Below are 18,615 nucleotides of genomic sequence, written 5' to 3'. Positions count from 1 at the left end.
AATACCCAAAAGTGGAAACTCAACGTTTCCACTTTTTTTGTGCAATAAGTTTGAAATGCAAAAACTAGTTTTCTATATTTGCATACGTAATTTTTAACCCGAAAACCGATGTGCGTCGCAACATGCGAGCCGTCGAAAAATCAAAAGGAAGAAACAATGGCTGACAATCTGTCCGTCCTCGGCAAGGCCCGCAAGGCCTACCAGCCGAAACTCCCCGCCGCTCTCCGCGACGGCGCTCTCAAGGTCTCTCTCAACAAGGGTAAGGCTACCGAATCTGTGCGCGACCAGGCCAAGATCAAGGCTCTGTTCCCGAACACCTACGGTGCTCCCTACATTTCCATGAAGAAGGCTACCAAGGCTCAAGCCGGTAAGGCCCTCAACGTGGGCGTGGTGCTCTCCGGTGGCCAGGCTCCTGGTGGACACAACGTGATTGCAGGTATCTTCGACGGTATCAAGAGCATCAGCAAGAATTCCAAGCTCCTCGGCTTCCTCGGCGGTCCGTCCGGCCTCGAAAACGGCAAGTTCATCGTGATCAACGAAAAGATCATGGACTCCTACCGCAACACCGGTGGATTCGACATCATCCAGTCCGGCCGTACCAAGCTCGAAACTGAAGAACAGTTCAAGAAGTGCATGGCTGTTGCCAAGGCCCAGAAGCTTGACGCTATCGTGATCATCGGTGGTGACGACTCCAACACGAACGCTGCTGTTCTCGGTGAATACTTCCAGGCCAACGGCGCAAGCTGCGTGGTTTGCGGCTGCCCGAAGACCATCGACGGCGACCTCAAGAACGAATACATCGAAACCTCCTTCGGTTTCGACACCGCCGTGAAGACCTACTCCGAACTCATCGGCAACATCATGCGCGATGCCAACTCCGCTCAGAAGTACTGGCACTTCATCAAGCTCATGGGCCGTAGCGCTTCCCACATTGCTCTCGAAGCCGCTCTCCAGACCCATCCGAACATCTGCTTGATCTCTGAAGAAGTCAAGGCCAAGAAGATGAAGCTCAAGCAGGTCATCAAGTACGTTGCAGACATCGTCGCTGCCCGTGCTGCTGACGGCAAGAACTTCGGCGTCTGCCTGATTCCGGAAGGCCTCCTCGAATTCATCCCGGATGTCGGCGTGCTCATTTCCGAACTCTCTGAAGCCCTCGCCCACCACGAAAAGGAAGTCGAAGGCCTCGACACCGCCGCCAAGGTTGAAAAGCTCTGCAACTGGATCTCTAAGGCTTCCGCCGAAGTCCTCAAGAGCCTCCCCTCCACCACTCAGGGCCAGCTGATGCTCGACCGCGACAGCCACGGCAACGTGCAGGTTTCCCTCATCGAAACCGAAAAGCTCGTCATCGAAATGGTGAAGAAGGAACTCAAGAGCCGCAAGAACTTCAAGGGCAAGTTCTCTGCCCTCAACCACTTCTTCGGTTACGAAGGCCGCTGCGCCGCTCCGTCGAACTTCGACGCCGACTACTGCTACAGCCTCGGTTACACCGCTTCTGTGCTCGCCTTCAACAAGATGAACGGCTACATGAGCTCTGTGCGTGACCTGACCAAGGGTATCGAAAAGTGGACTGCCGGTGGCATTCCTATCACCATGATGATGAACATCGAACGTCGTCACGGTGCCGACAAGCCGGTGATCCAGAAGGCTCTCGTTGAACTCGACGGCGCTCCGTTCAAGTTCTTCGCCAAGAACCGCGAAGTTTGGGCCAAGACTGAATCCTACACCTATCCGGGTCCGATCCAGTACTGGGGTCCGAGCGAAGTTTGCGACGTGACCAACTTTACGATTAAGTTGGAACGCGGCGCCATTAAAGTCAAGTAAGCGATAAACATCGTCTTGAATTTCGATCCCTGCAGTTCTCTGCAGGGATTTTTTATGTTTACTGAAAAGGAGCTACACTATGGCCTGTGCAAATTGCAAATTCCGCGCTCAGTATGACAAGAATCCCAAATCGCTTATCGGGCGCTTCTGGCGGTTCCACATCAACTTCTGCCCCGGCTGGCGCTCGTACTTGAAGAGCCTTTCCGACGAAGAGCGCATCGCCCTCAAGGAAAAGTACAACTTGAAGTAAAAGAAAAATGGCGGGCAATAGCCCGCCACTTTCAACATCCTACTGCTAACGGCCAACTGCAATCTGTCTACTACTTCTGCCCTTCGCTTGTACTCAGCAGGTACGCGTTGATGAACGGCTTGATTTTGCCGTCGAGCACGCCTGCGGTATCCGAGGTTTCGACGCCAGTGCGCAGGTCCTTCACCAACTGGTAAGGCTGCAACACGTAGCTACGAATCTGGCTACCCCATTCGACCTTTTTCTTTTCGGCCATGCGAGCATCGCGCTTGGCTTCTTCTTCCAAGCGGTAATGTTCAGCGACCATGGTCTTGAGCATCTTGTAGCAGGTTTCGCGGTTTTGGATTTGGCTACGTTCGGTCTGGCAGCTTGCCATAATTCCTGTCGGCAAGTGGGTCATACGCACGGCGGAGTCCGTCTTGTTAATGTACTGGCCACCGGCACCGCTACTGCGGTAAGTATCCACGCGCACGTCAGCCATATCCAAATCGAATTCGATGTCTTCGTGTTCGGGGTACAGGTACACGGCGGTAAAGCTCGTGTGGCGGCGGGCGTTTGCATCGAACGGGCTGATGCGCACCAGGCGGTGCACGCCGATTTCCGAACGGAGCAAGCCGTAAGCGTTTTCACAAGTGACTTCGATGGTCGCGCTCTTGAGGCCGGCGTCTTCCGCTTCCTGGAAGTCGACCACCTTGAAGTCCATGTTTTCGCGTTCGAAGAAGTGCGTATACATGCGGAAGAGCATCAAAGCCCAGTCCTGCGACTCGGTGCCGCCTGCGCCCGGGTGAATGGAAAGCAGGCATGCGCAAGCATCATCCGGACCATTCAGCATCTTCTTGAATTCCATCGCCTCAATCTTCGACTTGAGTTCAGCGATATCGGAATCAATCGATGCAGTCAGGTCAGCGGATTCTTCCGCCTTGCTCATTTCATAAAGTTCGGCCAAGTCATCGCAACTCTGCGAAACTTCTTTCCACGAGTCCAGCAGGGCTCGCAGATTGCCGATTTTTTTCATCATGGACTGCGCCTTTTCCTGGTCATTCCACAGGTTCGGGTCGGCGGAGTCCTTTTCCAAAACGTAAAGTTCTTCGGTCTTGGCCTCTAAGTCAAAGATACCCCCAGAGCTTATCGATGCGCGTACGCAAATCGATTAGCCCGGTGTGAGTTGTCTGAAAAGCCATTACTTAGAAGCTCCGATAGCCTGCGGCGGAGTGTACTTAGCGTCGAGGTACTGAACCTTGTAAGCCTTTCCAAGACCATCGAGGTAAGCCTTCAGCTGAGCCTGACGTTCCTGTTCGGCCTGCATACGCAGAATGTAGTCGATCTGGTGCTTGTAGCTTTCGTACTTACCATCGTTACGTTCAGTCAACATAAAGATGGCAACGCCGTCCTTATCGGTATAAACTTCGGTGATTTCGCCCACCTTAATCTTGTTCACGGCCTTCACAAAAGCATCACCCTTAGACTTGGCAACGAACTTAGCCATCACGCCGCCAGTCTTCTTGGCGGTCTGGTCGTCGCTGTACATGGCAGCGAGCTGAGCAAACGTAGCCTTCTTGCTGCGCACCTGAGCGGCGAGGCCCTTCAGCATGTCCTTAGCGTCTTCGATTTCCTGTTTGGACTTGCCCTTGGTGTAAATCACGATGCGGGCACCGCTAATGGAGTCGTTAACTTGCACCTTAGTCTTGTTGAGTTCCCAGAAAGCTTCCTTCTGCTTTTCGGTCGGATCCTTCGGATACGGCACCTTCTTTTCAAGGATTGCTTCGCTCTTCAGCTGGTCTTCAATCTTTTCCTTGAACTGAGCCATGGTGGTGTTAGACTTCTTGAGTTCCTTCTGGAAGGCGTCTTCGCTCGGGAACTGAGCCTTGAAGAGCTTGGTCAAACTATCGACCTTACCCTGAGAAACCTTGATACCCAACTTCTTGGCTTCGAGCTTAATGAGTTCCTGACCCACCAAGTTATCGATAACGGCATAACGGAGCTGAGTCATGGTCTTATCATCAATCTTCTTGCCACGGAACTGCTGTTCGCCGAGCATTTTAGCAAGGCTATCAATCTTACCGGCAGAAATACCGACCTTTTCGACGCGAATCACGTCCAGGCTCTTGGAATTCAACAACTGAGCAGAGGCGATACCGGCAGCCAAAGCGACCGTCAAAATACCGCGAGAAACAAATTTAAAAGAACGCATTTTTATTCCTTTTTAAAATTTTCCGGTGTAAATATAGAAAAAGGCGAGAGCCGCGACAAAAACATTATGTTTTTGGCATGGCCGAGCCATACTATATGCACTCCGAAGGAGTGCCATATAGTAAAATAGCCTTTTTAAGACCCGTTATCTAGCATTCAATGAAGGCATCAAAATTGCCAATTATATTTCTTCTGCGAATTCGCTCATGGGCTTACGCACGGGGTGTCTCGGCGAGGGGCCGCCTTCGGCAGGATCAGCGTAGCCTACATCCAAGAAACACGCGAGTTTCAGGTTTGCCGGGAAGTCGAAGGCCTTTTCGATTTCAGAAGCGTTGAAGCCACGAGCCCACAAGGTGGCAAGGCCGAGGTCGGTCGCCTGCATCATCATCGAAGTCGTCACGATGCTCGAATCCATATCGCCACTCACAAAATCGTCGTGGTAGGTCACGGGAGAATAGCACTTGTCCTTGTCGTAGCAGACCATGAGCACCACGGGGGCGTTGTAGGCCATGCGGGTAATGCCGCGGAGCTTGGCAAGAGCGGCCTCCGACTTGAGCACTTTCACCGTCACCGGCTGGCCATTCACGGCCGTCGGAGAAAGGCGTCCTGCTTCGAGCACGAGGGAGAGTTTTTCGGGTTCCACAGCCTTGTCGCTGAATTTGCGGCAGCTGTAACGATTTTGAGCGAGTTTAATGAATTCCATAGCATAATTTTAGCATTTTATTTTTTCCTATTCCGCCATTTTCAGTATAGATTTATATAGAAATCCGCCCCAAAAACGGTATCAAAGGAGTCTTTTATGGAAACATTCAGCATTCCTGTTTTTTGGTACACTGTTCCGGCAGCGTCAATTCTCGCCCTCGTAGCGGCATTCCTATTCTTCAAATCCATGATGAAAATGGATGAAGGAACGCCGCGCATGATAGAGATTGCGGGTTATGTCCGCGAAGGGGCACTCGCCTACCTCAAGCGCCAATACAGGACCGTCTCGGTCGTATTCGCCATTCTGTTCCTCATTTTCGTGATTCTCGCATTCCTCGGAATCCAGAATCCCTTTGTTCCGGTCGCATTCCTCACCGGCGGTTTCTTTAGCGGGCTCTGCGGATTCTTAGGCATGAAAACGGCAACGCAGGCAAGTTCAAGAACTGCCGCGGGCGCAAGCAAGAGCCTGAACCAAGGCCTCGTCACGGCATTCCGTTCTGGCGCGGTCATGGGACTGATTGTCGTCGGCTTTGGCCTGCTCGATATTTCCATCTGGTTCTACCTTCTGAACTTCATTTACGACCATAATATTTTCGGCATGGGCGCTACCCTTGCAAGCAAAATTTCGATGGACTTTTCGGACGGTTTGATTACGAATCCGGCTTTCGGTCACGCCAAGATGGCCGAAGTGACAACCACCATGCTGACCTTTGGCATGGGAGCCTCGCTGCAAGCGCTCTTTGCCCGCGTTGGCGGGGGTATCTACACGAAGGCGGCCGATGTCGGTGCAGACTTGGTCGGTAAAGTCGAAGCGGGAATTCCCGAAGACGATCCGCGAAACCCCGCCACCATCGCCGACAACGTCGGCGATAACGTCGGAGACGTTGCGGGCATGGGTGCAGACCTCTACGAATCTTACTGCGGATCCATCTTGGCGACAGCGGCGCTCGGCGCGGCCCTTCCTGGCATGAGCATGCACCATGTCATCGCCCCGATGCTTGTCGCGGCAATAGGCATCATTCTTTCGATTGTCGGCATTTTCATGGTGCGCACCAAAGATGACGCCAACACCAAGTCGCTCTTGCATTCCCTTCTCGTCGGAACGCTCGGATCTTCGATCCTTATTCTTTTGGCGCTCCTTGTCTTTGTCAAGTTGGGACTCATTTCGTGGGGCATTTTCGGATCTGTCGTCGCAGGCCTTGCCGCTGGCGTCATCATAGGACAGTTTACCGAGTTCTATACCTCCGACGCCTACAAGCCCACCCGCGCTATCGCTTCGCGCACGCAGATGGGCCCCGCCACGACAATCATCGAAGGCATTTCGGTCGGCATGTACTCCACCGCCCTCCCGGTGATTACCATCGTTCTCGGCATTCTCGCCTCCTTCGGTTTTGCAGGCGGTTTCAGTAACATTTCGCAGGGGCTTTACGGAGTCGGTTTCGCGGCCGTCGGTATGCTATCGACCCTCGGCATCACGCTTTCAACAGACGCCTTCGGGCCCATTGCCGACAATGCGGGCGGTAACGCCGAAATGGCAGAACTCCCCAAGAAAGTCCGCGAACGCACTGATGAACTCGACATGCTCGGCAATACGACCGCAGCGACAGGCAAGGGTTTTGCCATCGGGTCTGCAGCCCTTACCGCCATGGCACTCCTCGCCTCCTATGTCGAAGAAATCAAGCTCTGGCTCGGCAAATTCGCCCACGACGGCGCATTCGAATTCGGCAACGTCACCTTCTTCAGCAGTTCTACCGCGCTCACCTCTGGAGCAGCTACAAACAATTCGCATTGGCAAATTCTAGAAGGCGGCATCAAGGCCATCGCAAACGACGGTTCGCTCGCAGCGCTCTCTATTGCAGACGCTTCGTTCGGCGATTTCATGAACGCTTTCAACCTGAACCTGATGAACCCCATGCTTCTTGGCGGTCTCTTTATCGGCTGCATGATGACCTTCGTCTTCTGCGCCATGACCATCAAGGCGGTCGGCCGTGCAGCATCATCCATGGTCAAGGAAGTCCGCCGCCAGTTCAAGGAAATTCCCGGCATTATGGAAGGAACAGGCAAGCCGGACTACGCCAAATGCGTCGAAATTTCGACTCACGGAGCCCAGCGCGAAATGCTTCTGCCTTCGCTTCTCGCCGTCATTGTTCCGGTGGTTGTAGGCTTGTTCATGGGAATCGCAGGCGTATTCGGCCTGCTCGCCGGTGGGCTCGCTTGCGGATTCTCGCTCGCCTGCATGCTCAACAACGCAGGCGGTGCTTGGGACAACGCCAAGAAATATATCGAAAAAGGAAACTTCGGCGGGAAAGGCTCCGAATGTCACAAGGCAGGCGTTGTCGGCGATACCGTAGGCGATCCGTTCAAGGACACCGCGGGCCCCTCGCTGAACATCTTGATTAAATTGATGACGATGGTGAGTCTCGTGTTCGCAGGCGTCATCGTCGCGGTCGGCGGACTCTAGCCAAACGAGCTCAAGCTTTACAGCACATAAAGCGCGAGCACAACAATAATTCCCGCAAAGAGCAGGAATACGGGCAACAGCAGCAAAAGGCAAAGCAGACCGATTTTCAGGTCGTAAAAGAACATGCGCCAGCGACCGCGCTTGGTTTTGCATGTTTCTGCGCGGCAATCCGGACAAATGTTCCCGACCTTGTTCCGAACACGGATTGCAAGGTTGCTTTCCAGCGGGGACATCCCCACCTTATCGTTAAATTCCTTGTTGCAAACAGAACATGTGCACTGCATATCGGCAATTATAGTAAATAGTTGGCAGTGGGTTATTTCTTTACGGCAATCAAAATGGTGGAACAAAGGATCAAGATGATGCCCGCCATAATGCGCGTCGTCAGCGTTTCGGCAAAGACAGTCACGCCTATCGTCACTGCAGTCACAGGCTCCAGAGCGCCCAATATCGCCGTCGGTGTAGAACCCACAATACGCACCGCCTTCACCATGAAAATGAGCGAAAGCACCGTCGGCACAAGGCCCAGCATAAAGCCCCAGCCCCAGGAACTCGCCTGCGTAAAGAGCGGCGGGAGCCCTGAACCGAGCGTCACCGAATAAAGCAACAAGAAGAACATGCAAAAACAGATGGCATAAAAAGTCATCTTGACCGAGCCCATCTGCAAGTTGATGCGGTTCGCCATCACCATATAAATGGCGTAACTTATGGACGACAAGAACACGAGCAGGCAACCCACCGAACTGAGCGTTGCGCCGTCTCCCCCACGATACAAAAGCGCAATGCCCGCCATCGAAATCACAATCGAAAGGACTGTCCAAATTTTGATTCTTTCCTTGAAGAAAATCGCCATGAGCACCGAGACTTCGAGCGGATAAAGGAACAGAAGCGTAGAGGCTAGCCCCGCATCCATGTACTTGAACGAGGCGTAATACGTGAGTGAACTCGCGGCAAACAAGAAGCCGAACGCGACTAGCGCACGGAACTCGCGAAACGAAATTTTAAAGTGCGAGCCCTTGGATAGCATGACGATCATCAGCAACAATGCCGCCGTAAAGAATCGGTAAAAAAGCACCGTCTCGGGCGAATAGTTCTGTGCATACAAGTGGAGCGCACCCAGCGGATTCGTGCCGTAGCAGATAGCCGAAAGGGCTGCAAAAACAAAACCCTTGAGTGCAGACTTCACTAGAGCATGCTGTTTTTTACCTATGGATTCCCGAATAATCATTTTCGATGCATAAATTAGACTAATCCGACTCCAGTTGTAAGGGGTAAAATTGTTTTTTTCATACAAAATGCAAAAAAAGCACAATTGTAAACAAAAATTTCTATTATTGGCGCCAAAAAAAATAAGGAGAATACGGTGTTTATCAAACGCCTTTCAACAGCTGCAATGTGTGCAGCATTCACAATCTTCGTTACATCTTGTAGCAACGAAGAAACTATCACTAACGACAATCTCAGTATCGTCAGTTCCCTAGATCCAGAAGACTGTAACGATAAAACCGAAGGAACCATGAACTTCGTGAAGCCCAAAGCCACGATGTACATCTGTTCCGAAGGCGAATGGGTCGCCATGAGCGATCACGAAGCCATCCAATATCGTTGCGAATCCAAGGAACTGAAAGACAAGTCCGGTTTTGCCATTGTTTGCGACGGCGATACAATTGGCACCGTGAAAAACGGCAAAGACGGCGAAGACGGTGCAGACGGCAAAAAAGGCGCCGACGGCAAGAACGGAACAAACGGCACCAATGGTACGAACGGCACTGACGGTAAGGACGCCGACATGAACAAGATCCAGAAGGATATTGACGCCATGATCAGCAGCGCCTCTACACAAAGTCTGAAGGACATCGAAGACGCCCTCAAGAACTTGAGCTCTGCAACGGACAAGTTCGGCGAAGATATCGACAACAGGTTCAACGACGCCTACAGCAGCTGGAATGCAGAACTTGAAAACAAGTCTTGCGCCATCGATTCAATTGTTCGTAACAACGAAAAGGCAATCATCACCGTGTTCATCAAGTGCGGCGAAGCCGAAACCAAGATGGAAATCCCGTTCACGCCCGTGAACGAGAACCTCGCCAAGGTGTACAAGAAGCATGTTATCGTGCGTTTCCCGGTGCAGGCCAATAAGGAAACAAAAACTGACGACATCTATGAAGAAATCTGGAAGAACCTCAAGGGTGGCGACAATGCAGAACTTACCGTGACGGACCTTGACGAAAAGTTCGCCCCGAGCGGCAAGGTGTTTATGCAGGACTTGTTCGCCTCTGCCAATAAATCCTTTGTGACAATCGAAGAAACTAACGAAAAGACGGTGGAATACAAGGTTGCCCGCCTCGAAGGGGATCTCGACATCACGAACCTTACGACCCCGGTTGTGAAGCTCCGCGTCAAGCTGAACTTGAGTAACAACGCTTTCGGCACCTTTGGCGGATTTGGCTCGAACGCAACGGATGTCATTTACAACGCCTATGCAGACTTGTCCGATGCGTCCGATACGGTTGTCATCGACTTCTTGACCGACTACAAGGCTGCCCGCGTAAAGAAGTTGGTTGACGATGGTAACGGTTTTGGTGTTGCAAACGAGCAGGCAAACAAGGACCTTGCCGGTGCCCTTTATTTGGAAAACAGCGAAGAATATCCGTCTTTTGAACATTATGCCCCCGATCAGATTGGCCTGGCCGAAAACTTCAACAGCATCGTGTGGGTAATGGCCCTCATTGACCAAAAGGACAAGACTCCGGGTTTTAACTCGGTCTATAACGCTTTCCGCAATGTCTTTGCCGAAAACGGCGACTTTAACACCGCCGTCAATACGACTTACGCAGGCAAGGAACACAGCATGTTCTTTGTTGATTACCTCGCTTTGCTTATCGACGCGAACTTCTTCAAGTGGAACCAAATGCAGCATGGCGACTCTACTGCTGAAACGAATGTCTGGAGTGGTACGGATGCCGTCTATTACAAGATTTTGCAGAATGGATTTGTGGAAGCCTATAAGCTTAAAGTCGAAGACGCAAAGGTTTTCAATGATCCGTCTGGCTATAGCAGCAAGGTGTATAAGTCTGATGTCAAAGGGGGATATTTCCATTACTTTGAATATATCGAAAACGAACAAGTTTGGTATCCTATAACACTTTGGGCTGTAGGTGTTGCAACGGTGGAAAAAGGTTGCGATGCTGACGCTGTTAATTCGACCTTCTTCTATAGCTTTGAAGGTCTTGATGACAATGCCGTTTGTGTATGCAACAATGGAGAATGCTACTGGCAAGATACTGAAAATGTATGCTTGGGCCGTAATGAAGGCGATAAGGGATCGGCGTTCTTTGACGGGGAAATTCAAGAGTATGAGTGCGCAGAAGTAGAATGTAATCCATCCGCTTCTTCTTGCGTTGGTTTTGAACTTGGTCCTGTCAGTCCGAACTCTTCGAACTCTGTTGCATCCTCTTCTAGCGCTGCAAGTGGCAAGACTCCAGAAGAACAGGCCAACAATCCGGAATCCAAGCTTTACCTCGGTGAATGCAGCGCTACCGTAAACGAAGGCAAAGAAAAGCTGTTCGACACCAAGAATGCGGAACTTGCCACGACAACGAGCAAAATAACCCTTGTATGTGATGGCTCCAAATGGAGAAAGAAAGATTATCATGACGAGGAATATGGAATATGTACAAAAACCGTGATGGAAAAGGGAGTCGTCAAGGAAGAAAATGGTTCCGAACATTATAAGTGCGATTACCTTGATAAACAGGAAAAATACGAATGGATCCCTGCTGATTGGCAAGAAGTGTATTTAGAAAAGGCTTGCCATTATGGCTATGTCAATGAAAAAGTGGTTACTGAATCCGGTTATGAATATGTTTGTGAAGAAAATTCTGAATATACAGACAACGACGATAACCATATCCATGAATGGCGTGAACTTAGCTTTGAGGATATCTATGGCAAATGCGACGAAGATAAGATGAAGAATCAAACCAAAGTAGCTGTTTACGGAGGGGAAAAATACAAGTGTAACTACATTTCTGGAGGTTCTTCCAGCGGATACTCTTGGGTTAAAGCAAGCGATTTGGATGAAAACGCAACGCTTGGAATTTGCACGAGAAATCGAATAAAAGAAAAAGATGTCGCTATAGTCGGTGACGCATACTATGAATGTCTTAATAATGATAACGTAGAAGGAATCCCCGTAAGTTCTTCCTCCACAGATTGGCTAAAAATTGATGAAAATGAGTACCTTAACGCCAAGCTTGGTAATTGCGATACCGATAGAGGTAATACTAAAAATATTGCAGACATTAAGAGCGAAACCCTCAAGGATGGTAAAAGCCACAGTTTCAAGTGCTCTATAGCTAAAGAAGTCGAAAATGACAATGGTAAGTGGGTTGACGCCTCCACAGACATTGCTCTCGACCAGATTTGCAACAGAGATAACGAAGATGCAACTGTTACCAAAGAAAGCGTAATCTATGTCTGTGCGTACAAGGATGAATCATCCATGTATCAGTGGATTACTTTTGATGAGTACTGCGAAACTAATGGTAAAAATTTGACTTACGGTGGGTATCTTGACAATCCGTCTAGTTCTTCTAATATGTCTCACTGTGGCGAAAGTCATGAATGCCAAAAGGATACCAACAAGAAAATCTGCCATGTCGGTACCGAGTCTTTCGTCAAATTGGATAGCGTGTGGCAATCTGTGGCAGTATATTGCGAAGACCATTCTACAGGTTCCGCCTGTGAATTTGTCAATCATGATGGTAATATAGACGAGCCTTCTCTTAAGTATTACGAACAAACGGAATACTACGTAAATACAGAACAAGGTTATAAGAAAGCAGAAACTGCAGAAGAATATTGCGAAGCGTTTGATCCGGAGCATAAAGGGCTCTGCGTATTTGAATTTGACGTTTATTCTTATTGCGAAAGTTTCGGTGAATGGTACGCTGGGTGGTGCCCGACCCGTGGATAGAATTTGTACTAGAACATGAAAACATCCCCGCAAATGCGGGGATGTTTTTTTTTAGAGAAAAGCTCGGACGAACCGAGCAAAAGATTAAATCGCGAACTTGGTCGCATCAGCCAACTGCACGCTGGCGATGCGAGAAATACCCTTGATTTCCTGGGTCACACCGTAGAGCATGTCGGCTTCGGCCATGGTACGCTTGTTATGCGTCACCACGATGAACAAGGTCTGCTTGCTGAATTCGCGGAGCAGCGCCATGAAACGACCCACGTTAGCGTCATCCAACGGACCGTCGACTTCGTCCAGCACGCAGTACGGCGACGGTTTTTCCATGTAGATGGCAAACAGCAAGGCCGTTGCGGTCAGGGCGTGTTCACCACCGGAAAGCGCCTTGATACCGCGCATTTTCTTACCCGTGGGGCGCACGTTGATTTCGATGTCGGCATCGAGGATATCCATGGGCTTGCCCATTTCGTCTACCTTCTCGACAAGGCTCATCTTGGTTTCGCCGTTCAGGAACAGCTTGCTGAACACGAACTGGAAGTTTTTCTGAATGCGGGCAAACGTATCGAGGTAACGGCTGCGGGCAATATCATCGAGCTTGGTGATGGTGCGGTCCAGCGAGGCGCGGGCACGGTCCAAGTCGTCGAACTGCGCTTCGACTTCCAGAAGACGCTTCTTTTCGTCTTCGTAGTCTTCCATCACGTTCACGTTGATGGGGCCCAGTTCCTTAATCTTACCGCGGAGTTCGCGGATTTCACGGTCGGCTTCGGGCTGGCTATATTCCACACGCTCGATGTCGTCGGGGTTCGCAAGGTCTACACTGTATTCGTTTGTAATACGTTCGGTAAGGCGGTCGAGGTTTGCCTGCAAGGCTTCCTGCCTGCGGCCCACATCGTTCAATTCCTTCATTTTCTCGATCATGTCGTCGCGGAGGCGGTTGACTTCGCTGCGCCATTCTTCGAGGTCGCCCGAAACAAGTTCGTACTTTTCGCGGGCCAAGTCGCGCTGATTTTCCAGTTCGCGCAGAGCAGAATCCTTGCTCTGCACCTGGTCGGCGACTCCCTTGCCGTCTTCCTCGTTCTTCTGGATGGCGGCCAGATTCTTTTCCATTTCTTCTTTACGCGTGCGAACCGCATTTTCCAAGAAATCCACCTGTTCGGCGATGTAATTCAAGCGGTTCGTATTCTGCGTGAGCTTTGCAGTCTTGTCCTGAGCGCTGCGTTCCAGTTCGCGAACGTCTTCTTCTTTTTCGCGGAAGAGCGTATCCTGTTCGCTCAACTCGTCGTTCACGCGGGAATATTCTTCTTCGATCTTTTCAAGAGAAGCCTGAGCGTCCATGAGTTCCTGGTCGCTGTTCTTGGAGGCTTCTGCCGCCTGAATCTTGGATTCGGCGTTTTGCATTTCGCCCTGCAACTGAGCAAGTCTGCGGTCGCAACCGGCGATAATGTTATTCTGGATCGAAATGCCGGCGTTTCCGCCGCGCTTCATATCTTCTTTTTCGCGGATTTCGTCGACCAACGAGGCAAGCATTTGTGTGTCTTCGTCGACCAAATCCTGCAAGCGACCAATTTCTTCTTCGGCCTGAGAAACTTCAAGGTTCACGCCTTCCAACAGGCTGTTCGCTTCGGCAATTTCGTTCTTGCGGCTAAGCGTTCCAGACGTTGCCGTACCGCTGCTCATGAGGCCGCTCGTACGCACAATGCCTTCAGGAGCCACAAAGCAAAGGTCTTCACCACGCATGGCTCGCGCAAGGCGCACCGCGGTCGAGAGAGAATCTACGACAAAGTAACGAGAAAGCAGCGCCTTGAGCCAGCCTGCAATCTGTTCGTCGGCAGTCACATAATCCTTGAGGCAACCTACAACGCCATCGCCCTGGAGCGTGCCGGAATAGGGCTCAGCACCGGCACCCACCAGCGCGAGCACCGCCTTGCCTACGTTTTCGCCCTTCATGGCATCCACCGCGGCAATCGCCGCATCGTCCGAGGCTACAACCACGGCATCCATCAAGTCACCGAGGGCGGCCTCCACTTGAGCGGCGTATTCGGGAGCGGCTTCGATACGTTCCGACAGGAGCCCGCCCACCAGGTCCGCCTTATGCTCCATGAGCCAGCGGCTAGCGTCGGTGCCCTCGTTGGCAACGCTCTGTAAAACGTCAATTCGAGAGGTGAGCCTTGCCACCTCGTTCTTCAGTTCCTGCAGTTTCTTCTGGGCTTCGAGCAAGTCGGCGCGTTCGGCATCGAGTCGCTCTTCGCGCGTCGAGCGTTGCTCGGTCAAGCGCTCCAGGTCGGCATCGGCGGCTTCGAGGCCAGCGTTAATGTCAGCCAAGGCCGATTCGGCGCTCGCCTTCTGCGACTGCACCTGTTCCATTTCGCCGCGCCACTTGGCAAGGTTCGCCTGCAACAGTCCCGATTCGGCATCCATACGCTCGAAACGGCTCTTGAGGGCGTTCACCTGATTAGTCTTCTGCAGGCGTTCGTTCGAAAGTTCCCTTGACTGGGTACGCAGGTCGTCCACCTTGTCGCGCATGACCTGCAAAATTTCACGTTCACGCTCCAGCAGGGCGTTCATTTCGTCTACGTCGCTGTCGGAACTGAGTACCGCATTTTCTTCTTCGAGGCGGGCGCGTTCTTCCAAGAGTTCCTGGACCTTGCCCGTGTTGCGGTCAATTTCTTCTTGGGACTTTTCGTTCGCTGCTTCCAAGTTGGAAATCACGTCGCGAATACGGCCCATGCTGTTGTTCAAGTCGTTGAGTTCGATAGTCGCCTTCTGCACTTCGCGTTCTAGGTCGCGGTAGGCATTTTCATCTTCGGAAATCAACAACTTCTTTTCGTCAATCTTTGCCTGCAACACCGTCGCATTCGTCTTCGAATTTTCCACATCGTGATTCAGACGGCGAGTCGCAGTATCGAGGGTCGTTAACCCCTCTTTCATGTCTTCAAACTTGTCGATACTGACCGAGAGGTCCAGTTCACGCAGGCGCTTGCTCAAGCGCTTGAACTCGTTCACCTTTTCGGCCTGGGTTTCGTACAGCTTTACGGAACGGCGCACGCTGCGCAGGTTGTCTTCCACGCGTTCCATGTCCATCTGAACGCGTTCCAACTGGCGGCGGGTTTCCTTACGCTGCTGTTTGTACTTGCTCACGCCGGCGGCTTCTTCGAACAGCACGCGGCGGTCGTCGGCCTTGTCGCTCAAAACCGCCTTGATCATGTCGGCGTTCATCTGCGAATAAGTGCTAGAACCGAGGCCCGAGTCAAAAAGCAGGGCATGCACGTCGCGCAGACGGCATTCCTGGTTGTTGATCAGGTACTCGCCCGACCCGTCACGGTGCACGCGGCGGGTCACAATCACTTCGGAATATTCAGAATTCAGCGTTCCATCGCTGTTATCGATCACAATGGAAACTTCGGCAAGGCTCATGGCGGCACGCTCTTCGGTACCGCTAAAAATCACGTCCTGCATCTTGCTCATACGCAAGGATGCTGCCTTCTGTTCACCCAGAACCCAGCGGATAGCGTCGGTAATGTTCGACTTGCCGCACCCGTTCGGACCCACCACGGCGGTGAGACCCTTCGTCGGGAAGTTGATTTCGGTCCTCTGGGCAAAGGACTTAAAGCCAAAAATCTTTAGTTTTGTAATCTGCACTTCAAGGCGAAAGATAAAAATGATTTCTCTACAAAAATGCCCAAAACAAGTAAAAAAGCCCAAAAACCGCTTACAGGGTCAAAGTTATTCCAATTTGGAGTAAGTTTTTTGTAAAAAATGAAAAATTTACCCCAGTAATAGATATATTATGTTATTGAGAAGGACATTTTATTCATGAGACTGATTTTTGCAATCATCTATTCCGTGCTAATTATCCTTTTGGTGCTATGCGGAATGATATCGCGACGTTCCAAAAGGACCGTCGCCACTTCAGTCTCATATCTCGAATTCTCATTTATCGTTCCCATTGTCGGAAACCTGATTCTAGTCCTTTCTCAAAACGAACTCCTGTCCACCCTCGGTAGCTACACCTACTTTATCGGCATGGACCTGATGGCATTTAGCCTGTTCGACTTCACGCTGTCCTACTGCAACATTCCATGGCGAGCACACCGCAAGAAGTGCTATGTCATATACGCGATTCTCACCCTGGACATTATCCAGTACTTCTTCAACCCGTTCTTCGGGCAAGCCTTTGGCATGGAAGCCATAACGGTAGACGGTTCGCCCTACTACAGACTCGTTCCCTATTTCGGCCAGACCTGCCACCGTATCGCCGTCTATTTTGCATTCTTCACCTCCTTGGGGATTTTCCTGTTAAAGGCCATACGAGTTCCCCGTATTTATGCCGAAAAATACTACGTCATCCTCTTTACCATGATTTTTGCCGGTTTTTGGCAGTCCTACTACATTTTCTCCAGAACCCCCATCGACCGTTCGATGGTCGCGCTGGCCGTTTGCGCCTTACTCATCTTCTATTTTTCACTTTTCTACAGGCCGTTCAGACTTTTGGACCGCATGTTGGCAAACATCGCGTCAAAGATTCCTGAATCCGTCTTTTTCTTCGACGCCAACGACAGATGCATCTGGATTAACCGGAACGCAGAAAAACTGGTAGAGCTTCAATCCGACAATCTTGATCGCGTCCAGCATCGTCTGCAAGCCATGTTCGACGACCTAGGCGAAGGCGAAGACAACTGGTCTACCAAGCAGCAAGTCGGTTCCGGCAAGAACGCCCGGTTCTACTCGCTCGAAAGGCACTTCGTGACCGATTCGAGAAGCAAGAAAATCGGTTCGTTCCTAAACATACACGACCACACCGAAGACATTTTAAATCACCAGCGCGAAATGTACGAAGCCACCCATGATAAACTCACGGGGTTGTTTACCAAAGAGCATCTATTCAACGTCATCAAGCATAGAATTGCCATTGACAAGGACACGTCATATTCCATCGCCTACTTTGACATCAAAGATTTCAAAATGGTCAACGATATCTTTGGTAACACCGCTGGCGACAATGTCCTTGTAAGAGTCGCAAACTGGATCAAGGAAAACTCTCGTGACAACTGGAGCTACGGACGCATTGGCGGCGACGCGTTCGGCGTATGCTTTCCCACAGATACCGTCCGCTTGGCCATTGTCGAAGATAGGCTTTCAAAATTCGTCATTTCCAACGGCACTATCGACCAGCATATTCTATTGCACGTAGGCATCTATCATGTAACCGATACGAGCATAGACGTATCGATCATGTTCGACCGAGCACACCTCGCCCAAACAAGCATCAAGAACGAATACAACATGCATATCGCCATATACGACGACAAAATGCGCGACCAGGTGCTATGGGGTCAAAAGATATCGGCAGAACTCGAAGCCGCAATTGACCAGCGTCAAATCGTTCCCTACCTGCAACCCATTGTAGACAACAAGGGCACTATTATCGGGGCAGAAGCATTGGTCCGTTGGCTCCACCCCAAAGAAGGGTTCCTTCCGCCCTTCACCTTTATTCCTACTTTCGAAAAGAACGGCATGATTGCCGATGTGGACCTGTACATTTGGCGTTGCGCCTGCGAAATCCTCGCCTCTTGGACCGGCGAAAAAGAAAAACTCTTCATTTCGGTCAACATTTCGCCCAAGGACTTCTACTTCATGGATGTCTTTGCCGAAATCGATAAGCTGGTCAATGAATTCAAGATTAACCCGAACCGTTTGCGTATTGAAATTACGGAAACCGTCATGATGACCGACGCCGAAAGCCGTATGGCCATGTTGAAACGCTTCCGTGAGAACGGATACATTGTCGAAATGGACGACTTCGGAAGCGGGTATTCTTCGTTGAACCAACTCAAGGACATGCCTCTCGACGTTCTGAAAATAGACATGAAGTTCCTGAGCAAGGCCGAGGACAACATGAAAGCCGAAACCATTCTCCGGAATGTACTCCGACTTTCAAGCGATCTTGGACTATTCTCGCTCACCGAAGGAGTCGAAACCGAGGACCAGTACAACATGTTGAGCCAAATGGGTTGTAACTTGTTCCAAGGTTACTACTTTGCAAAGCCCATGTCGGTAAACGACTATGAAAAGCTTTGGTCCGAGCAGAACGAAAGCAAAAAGCACTCTCCTTGGGCTTAAAAACGCCCATTTTGCTCTAAAAACAAATAAAGTAATCTTTTGAACAGAAATTTGTAACAAACGAATTTCGTTAATTTGCCTATATTCACCATATAG

At 50.7% G+C, this 18,615-nt stretch carries 11 protein-coding genes; 5 read left to right on the top strand and 6 right to left on the bottom strand.

Annotated features, from left to right (window positions below; genetic code table 11):
- Positions 1–156 precede the first annotated feature (156 nt).
- The gene (locus QOL41_RS06595; protein ID WP_085534894.1) at positions 157–1,821 is read left to right on the top strand and encodes a diphosphate--fructose-6-phosphate 1-phosphotransferase; all 1,665 of its coding nucleotides are present in this window, start codon (positions 157–159) and stop codon (positions 1,819–1,821) included.
- A gap of 79 nt (positions 1,822–1,900) precedes the next feature.
- On the top strand, positions 1,901–2,071 hold the full coding sequence (locus QOL41_RS06590; RefSeq protein ID WP_283429115.1) for a hypothetical protein: 171 nt from the start codon (positions 1,901–1,903) through the stop codon (positions 2,069–2,071).
- 70 nt (positions 2,072–2,141) lie between these two features.
- On the opposite strand, the gene prfB is transcribed toward QOL41_RS06590, so the two are convergent.
- From prfB to QOL41_RS06575, 3 genes are all read right to left on the bottom strand, one after another.
- Positions 2,142–3,249, bottom strand: a protein-coding gene (prfB, locus tag QOL41_RS06585; RefSeq protein ID WP_283429114.1) for a peptide chain release factor 2 whose coding sequence is annotated in 2 segments (ribosomal slippage) — positions 2,142–3,176 and positions 3,178–3,249 — 1,107 coding nt in all. Because the reading frame shifts where the segments join, the coding sequence is not laid out codon by codon here.
- On the bottom strand, positions 3,249–4,259 hold the full coding sequence (locus tag QOL41_RS06580) for a peptidylprolyl isomerase (RefSeq protein ID WP_283429113.1): 1,011 nt from the start codon (positions 4,257–4,259) through the stop codon (positions 3,249–3,251). Before QOL41_RS06580 ends, prfB begins: the two co-directional genes overlap by 1 nt.
- Positions 4,260–4,439: 180 nt before the next feature.
- Positions 4,440–4,961: a nitroreductase family protein gene (locus QOL41_RS06575; protein WP_173566733.1), complete on the bottom strand. Its 522-nt coding sequence runs from the start codon at positions 4,959–4,961 to the stop codon at positions 4,440–4,442.
- Between the two features lie 96 nt (positions 4,962–5,057).
- Here QOL41_RS06575 and QOL41_RS06570 point away from each other — a divergent pair, with 96 nt between their 5' ends.
- Positions 5,058–7,421 (top strand): sodium-translocating pyrophosphatase, encoded by a 2,364-nt coding sequence (locus QOL41_RS06570; protein ID WP_283429112.1) that lies wholly within the window; start codon positions 5,058–5,060, stop codon positions 7,419–7,421.
- A 17-nt stretch (positions 7,422–7,438) separates the two neighbouring features.
- Here QOL41_RS06570 and QOL41_RS06565 read toward each other — a convergent pair whose 3' ends face one another.
- On the bottom strand, positions 7,439–7,705 hold the full coding sequence (locus QOL41_RS06565) for a hypothetical protein (protein ID WP_163438152.1): 267 nt from the start codon (positions 7,703–7,705) through the stop codon (positions 7,439–7,441).
- A gap of 32 nt (positions 7,706–7,737) precedes the next feature.
- Positions 7,738–8,649, bottom strand: coding sequence for a DMT family transporter (locus QOL41_RS06560; protein ID WP_283429111.1), 912 nt, complete (start codon positions 8,647–8,649; stop codon positions 7,738–7,740).
- A 135-nt stretch (positions 8,650–8,784) separates the two neighbouring features.
- Here QOL41_RS06560 and QOL41_RS06555 point away from each other — a divergent pair, with 135 nt between their 5' ends.
- Positions 8,785–12,399, top strand: coding sequence for a hypothetical protein (locus QOL41_RS06555; RefSeq protein WP_283429110.1), 3,615 nt, complete (start codon positions 8,785–8,787; stop codon positions 12,397–12,399).
- A gap of 84 nt (positions 12,400–12,483) precedes the next feature.
- On the opposite strand, the gene smc is transcribed toward QOL41_RS06555, so the two are convergent.
- Positions 12,484–16,038 (bottom strand): chromosome segregation protein SMC, encoded by a 3,555-nt coding sequence (gene smc, locus QOL41_RS06550; RefSeq protein WP_283429109.1) that lies wholly within the window; start codon positions 16,036–16,038, stop codon positions 12,484–12,486.
- Positions 16,039–16,212: 174 nt separating this feature from the next.
- On the opposite strand from smc, the gene QOL41_RS06545 reads away from it, so the two are divergent.
- Positions 16,213–18,519, top strand: a complete 2,307-nt coding sequence (locus tag QOL41_RS06545) for a putative bifunctional diguanylate cyclase/phosphodiesterase (RefSeq protein WP_283429108.1) — start codon at positions 16,213–16,215, stop codon at positions 18,517–18,519.
- Positions 18,520–18,615 lie beyond the last annotated feature (96 nt).

Source organism: Fibrobacter sp. UWB10, from assembly GCF_900182935.1.
In the GTDB taxonomy this organism is placed as follows: Bacteria; Fibrobacterota; Fibrobacteria; order Fibrobacterales; family Fibrobacteraceae; genus Fibrobacter; species Fibrobacter succinogenes_O.
The sequence above is the reverse complement of the archived record's forward strand: the minus strand, read 5'-3'. Positions and strand labels throughout refer to the sequence as shown.

Excerpts from the sequence above, each read along its gene's own strand:
- QOL41_RS06590 (WP_283429115.1), top strand. The coding sequence starts at position 1,901 with ATGGCCTGTGCAAATTGCAAATTCCGCGCTCAGTATGACAAGAATCCC.
- QOL41_RS06565 (WP_163438152.1), bottom strand. The coding sequence starts at position 7,705 with ATGCAGTGCACATGTTCTGTTTGCAACAAGGAATTTAACGATAAGGTG.
- QOL41_RS06575 (WP_173566733.1), bottom strand. The coding sequence starts at position 4,961 with ATGGAATTCATTAAACTCGCTCAAAATCGTTACAGCTGCCGCAAATTC.
- QOL41_RS06545 (WP_283429108.1), top strand. The coding sequence starts at position 16,213 with ATGAGACTGATTTTTGCAATCATCTATTCCGTGCTAATTATCCTTTTG.
- QOL41_RS06570 (WP_283429112.1), top strand. The coding sequence starts at position 5,058 with ATGGAAACATTCAGCATTCCTGTTTTTTGGTACACTGTTCCGGCAGCG.
- QOL41_RS06580 (WP_283429113.1), bottom strand. The coding sequence starts at position 4,259 with ATGCGTTCTTTTAAATTTGTTTCTCGCGGTATTTTGACGGTCGCTTTG.
- QOL41_RS06595 (WP_085534894.1), top strand. The coding sequence starts at position 157 with ATGGCTGACAATCTGTCCGTCCTCGGCAAGGCCCGCAAGGCCTACCAG.
- QOL41_RS06560 (WP_283429111.1), bottom strand. The coding sequence starts at position 8,649 with ATGATTATTCGGGAATCCATAGGTAAAAAACAGCATGCTCTAGTGAAG.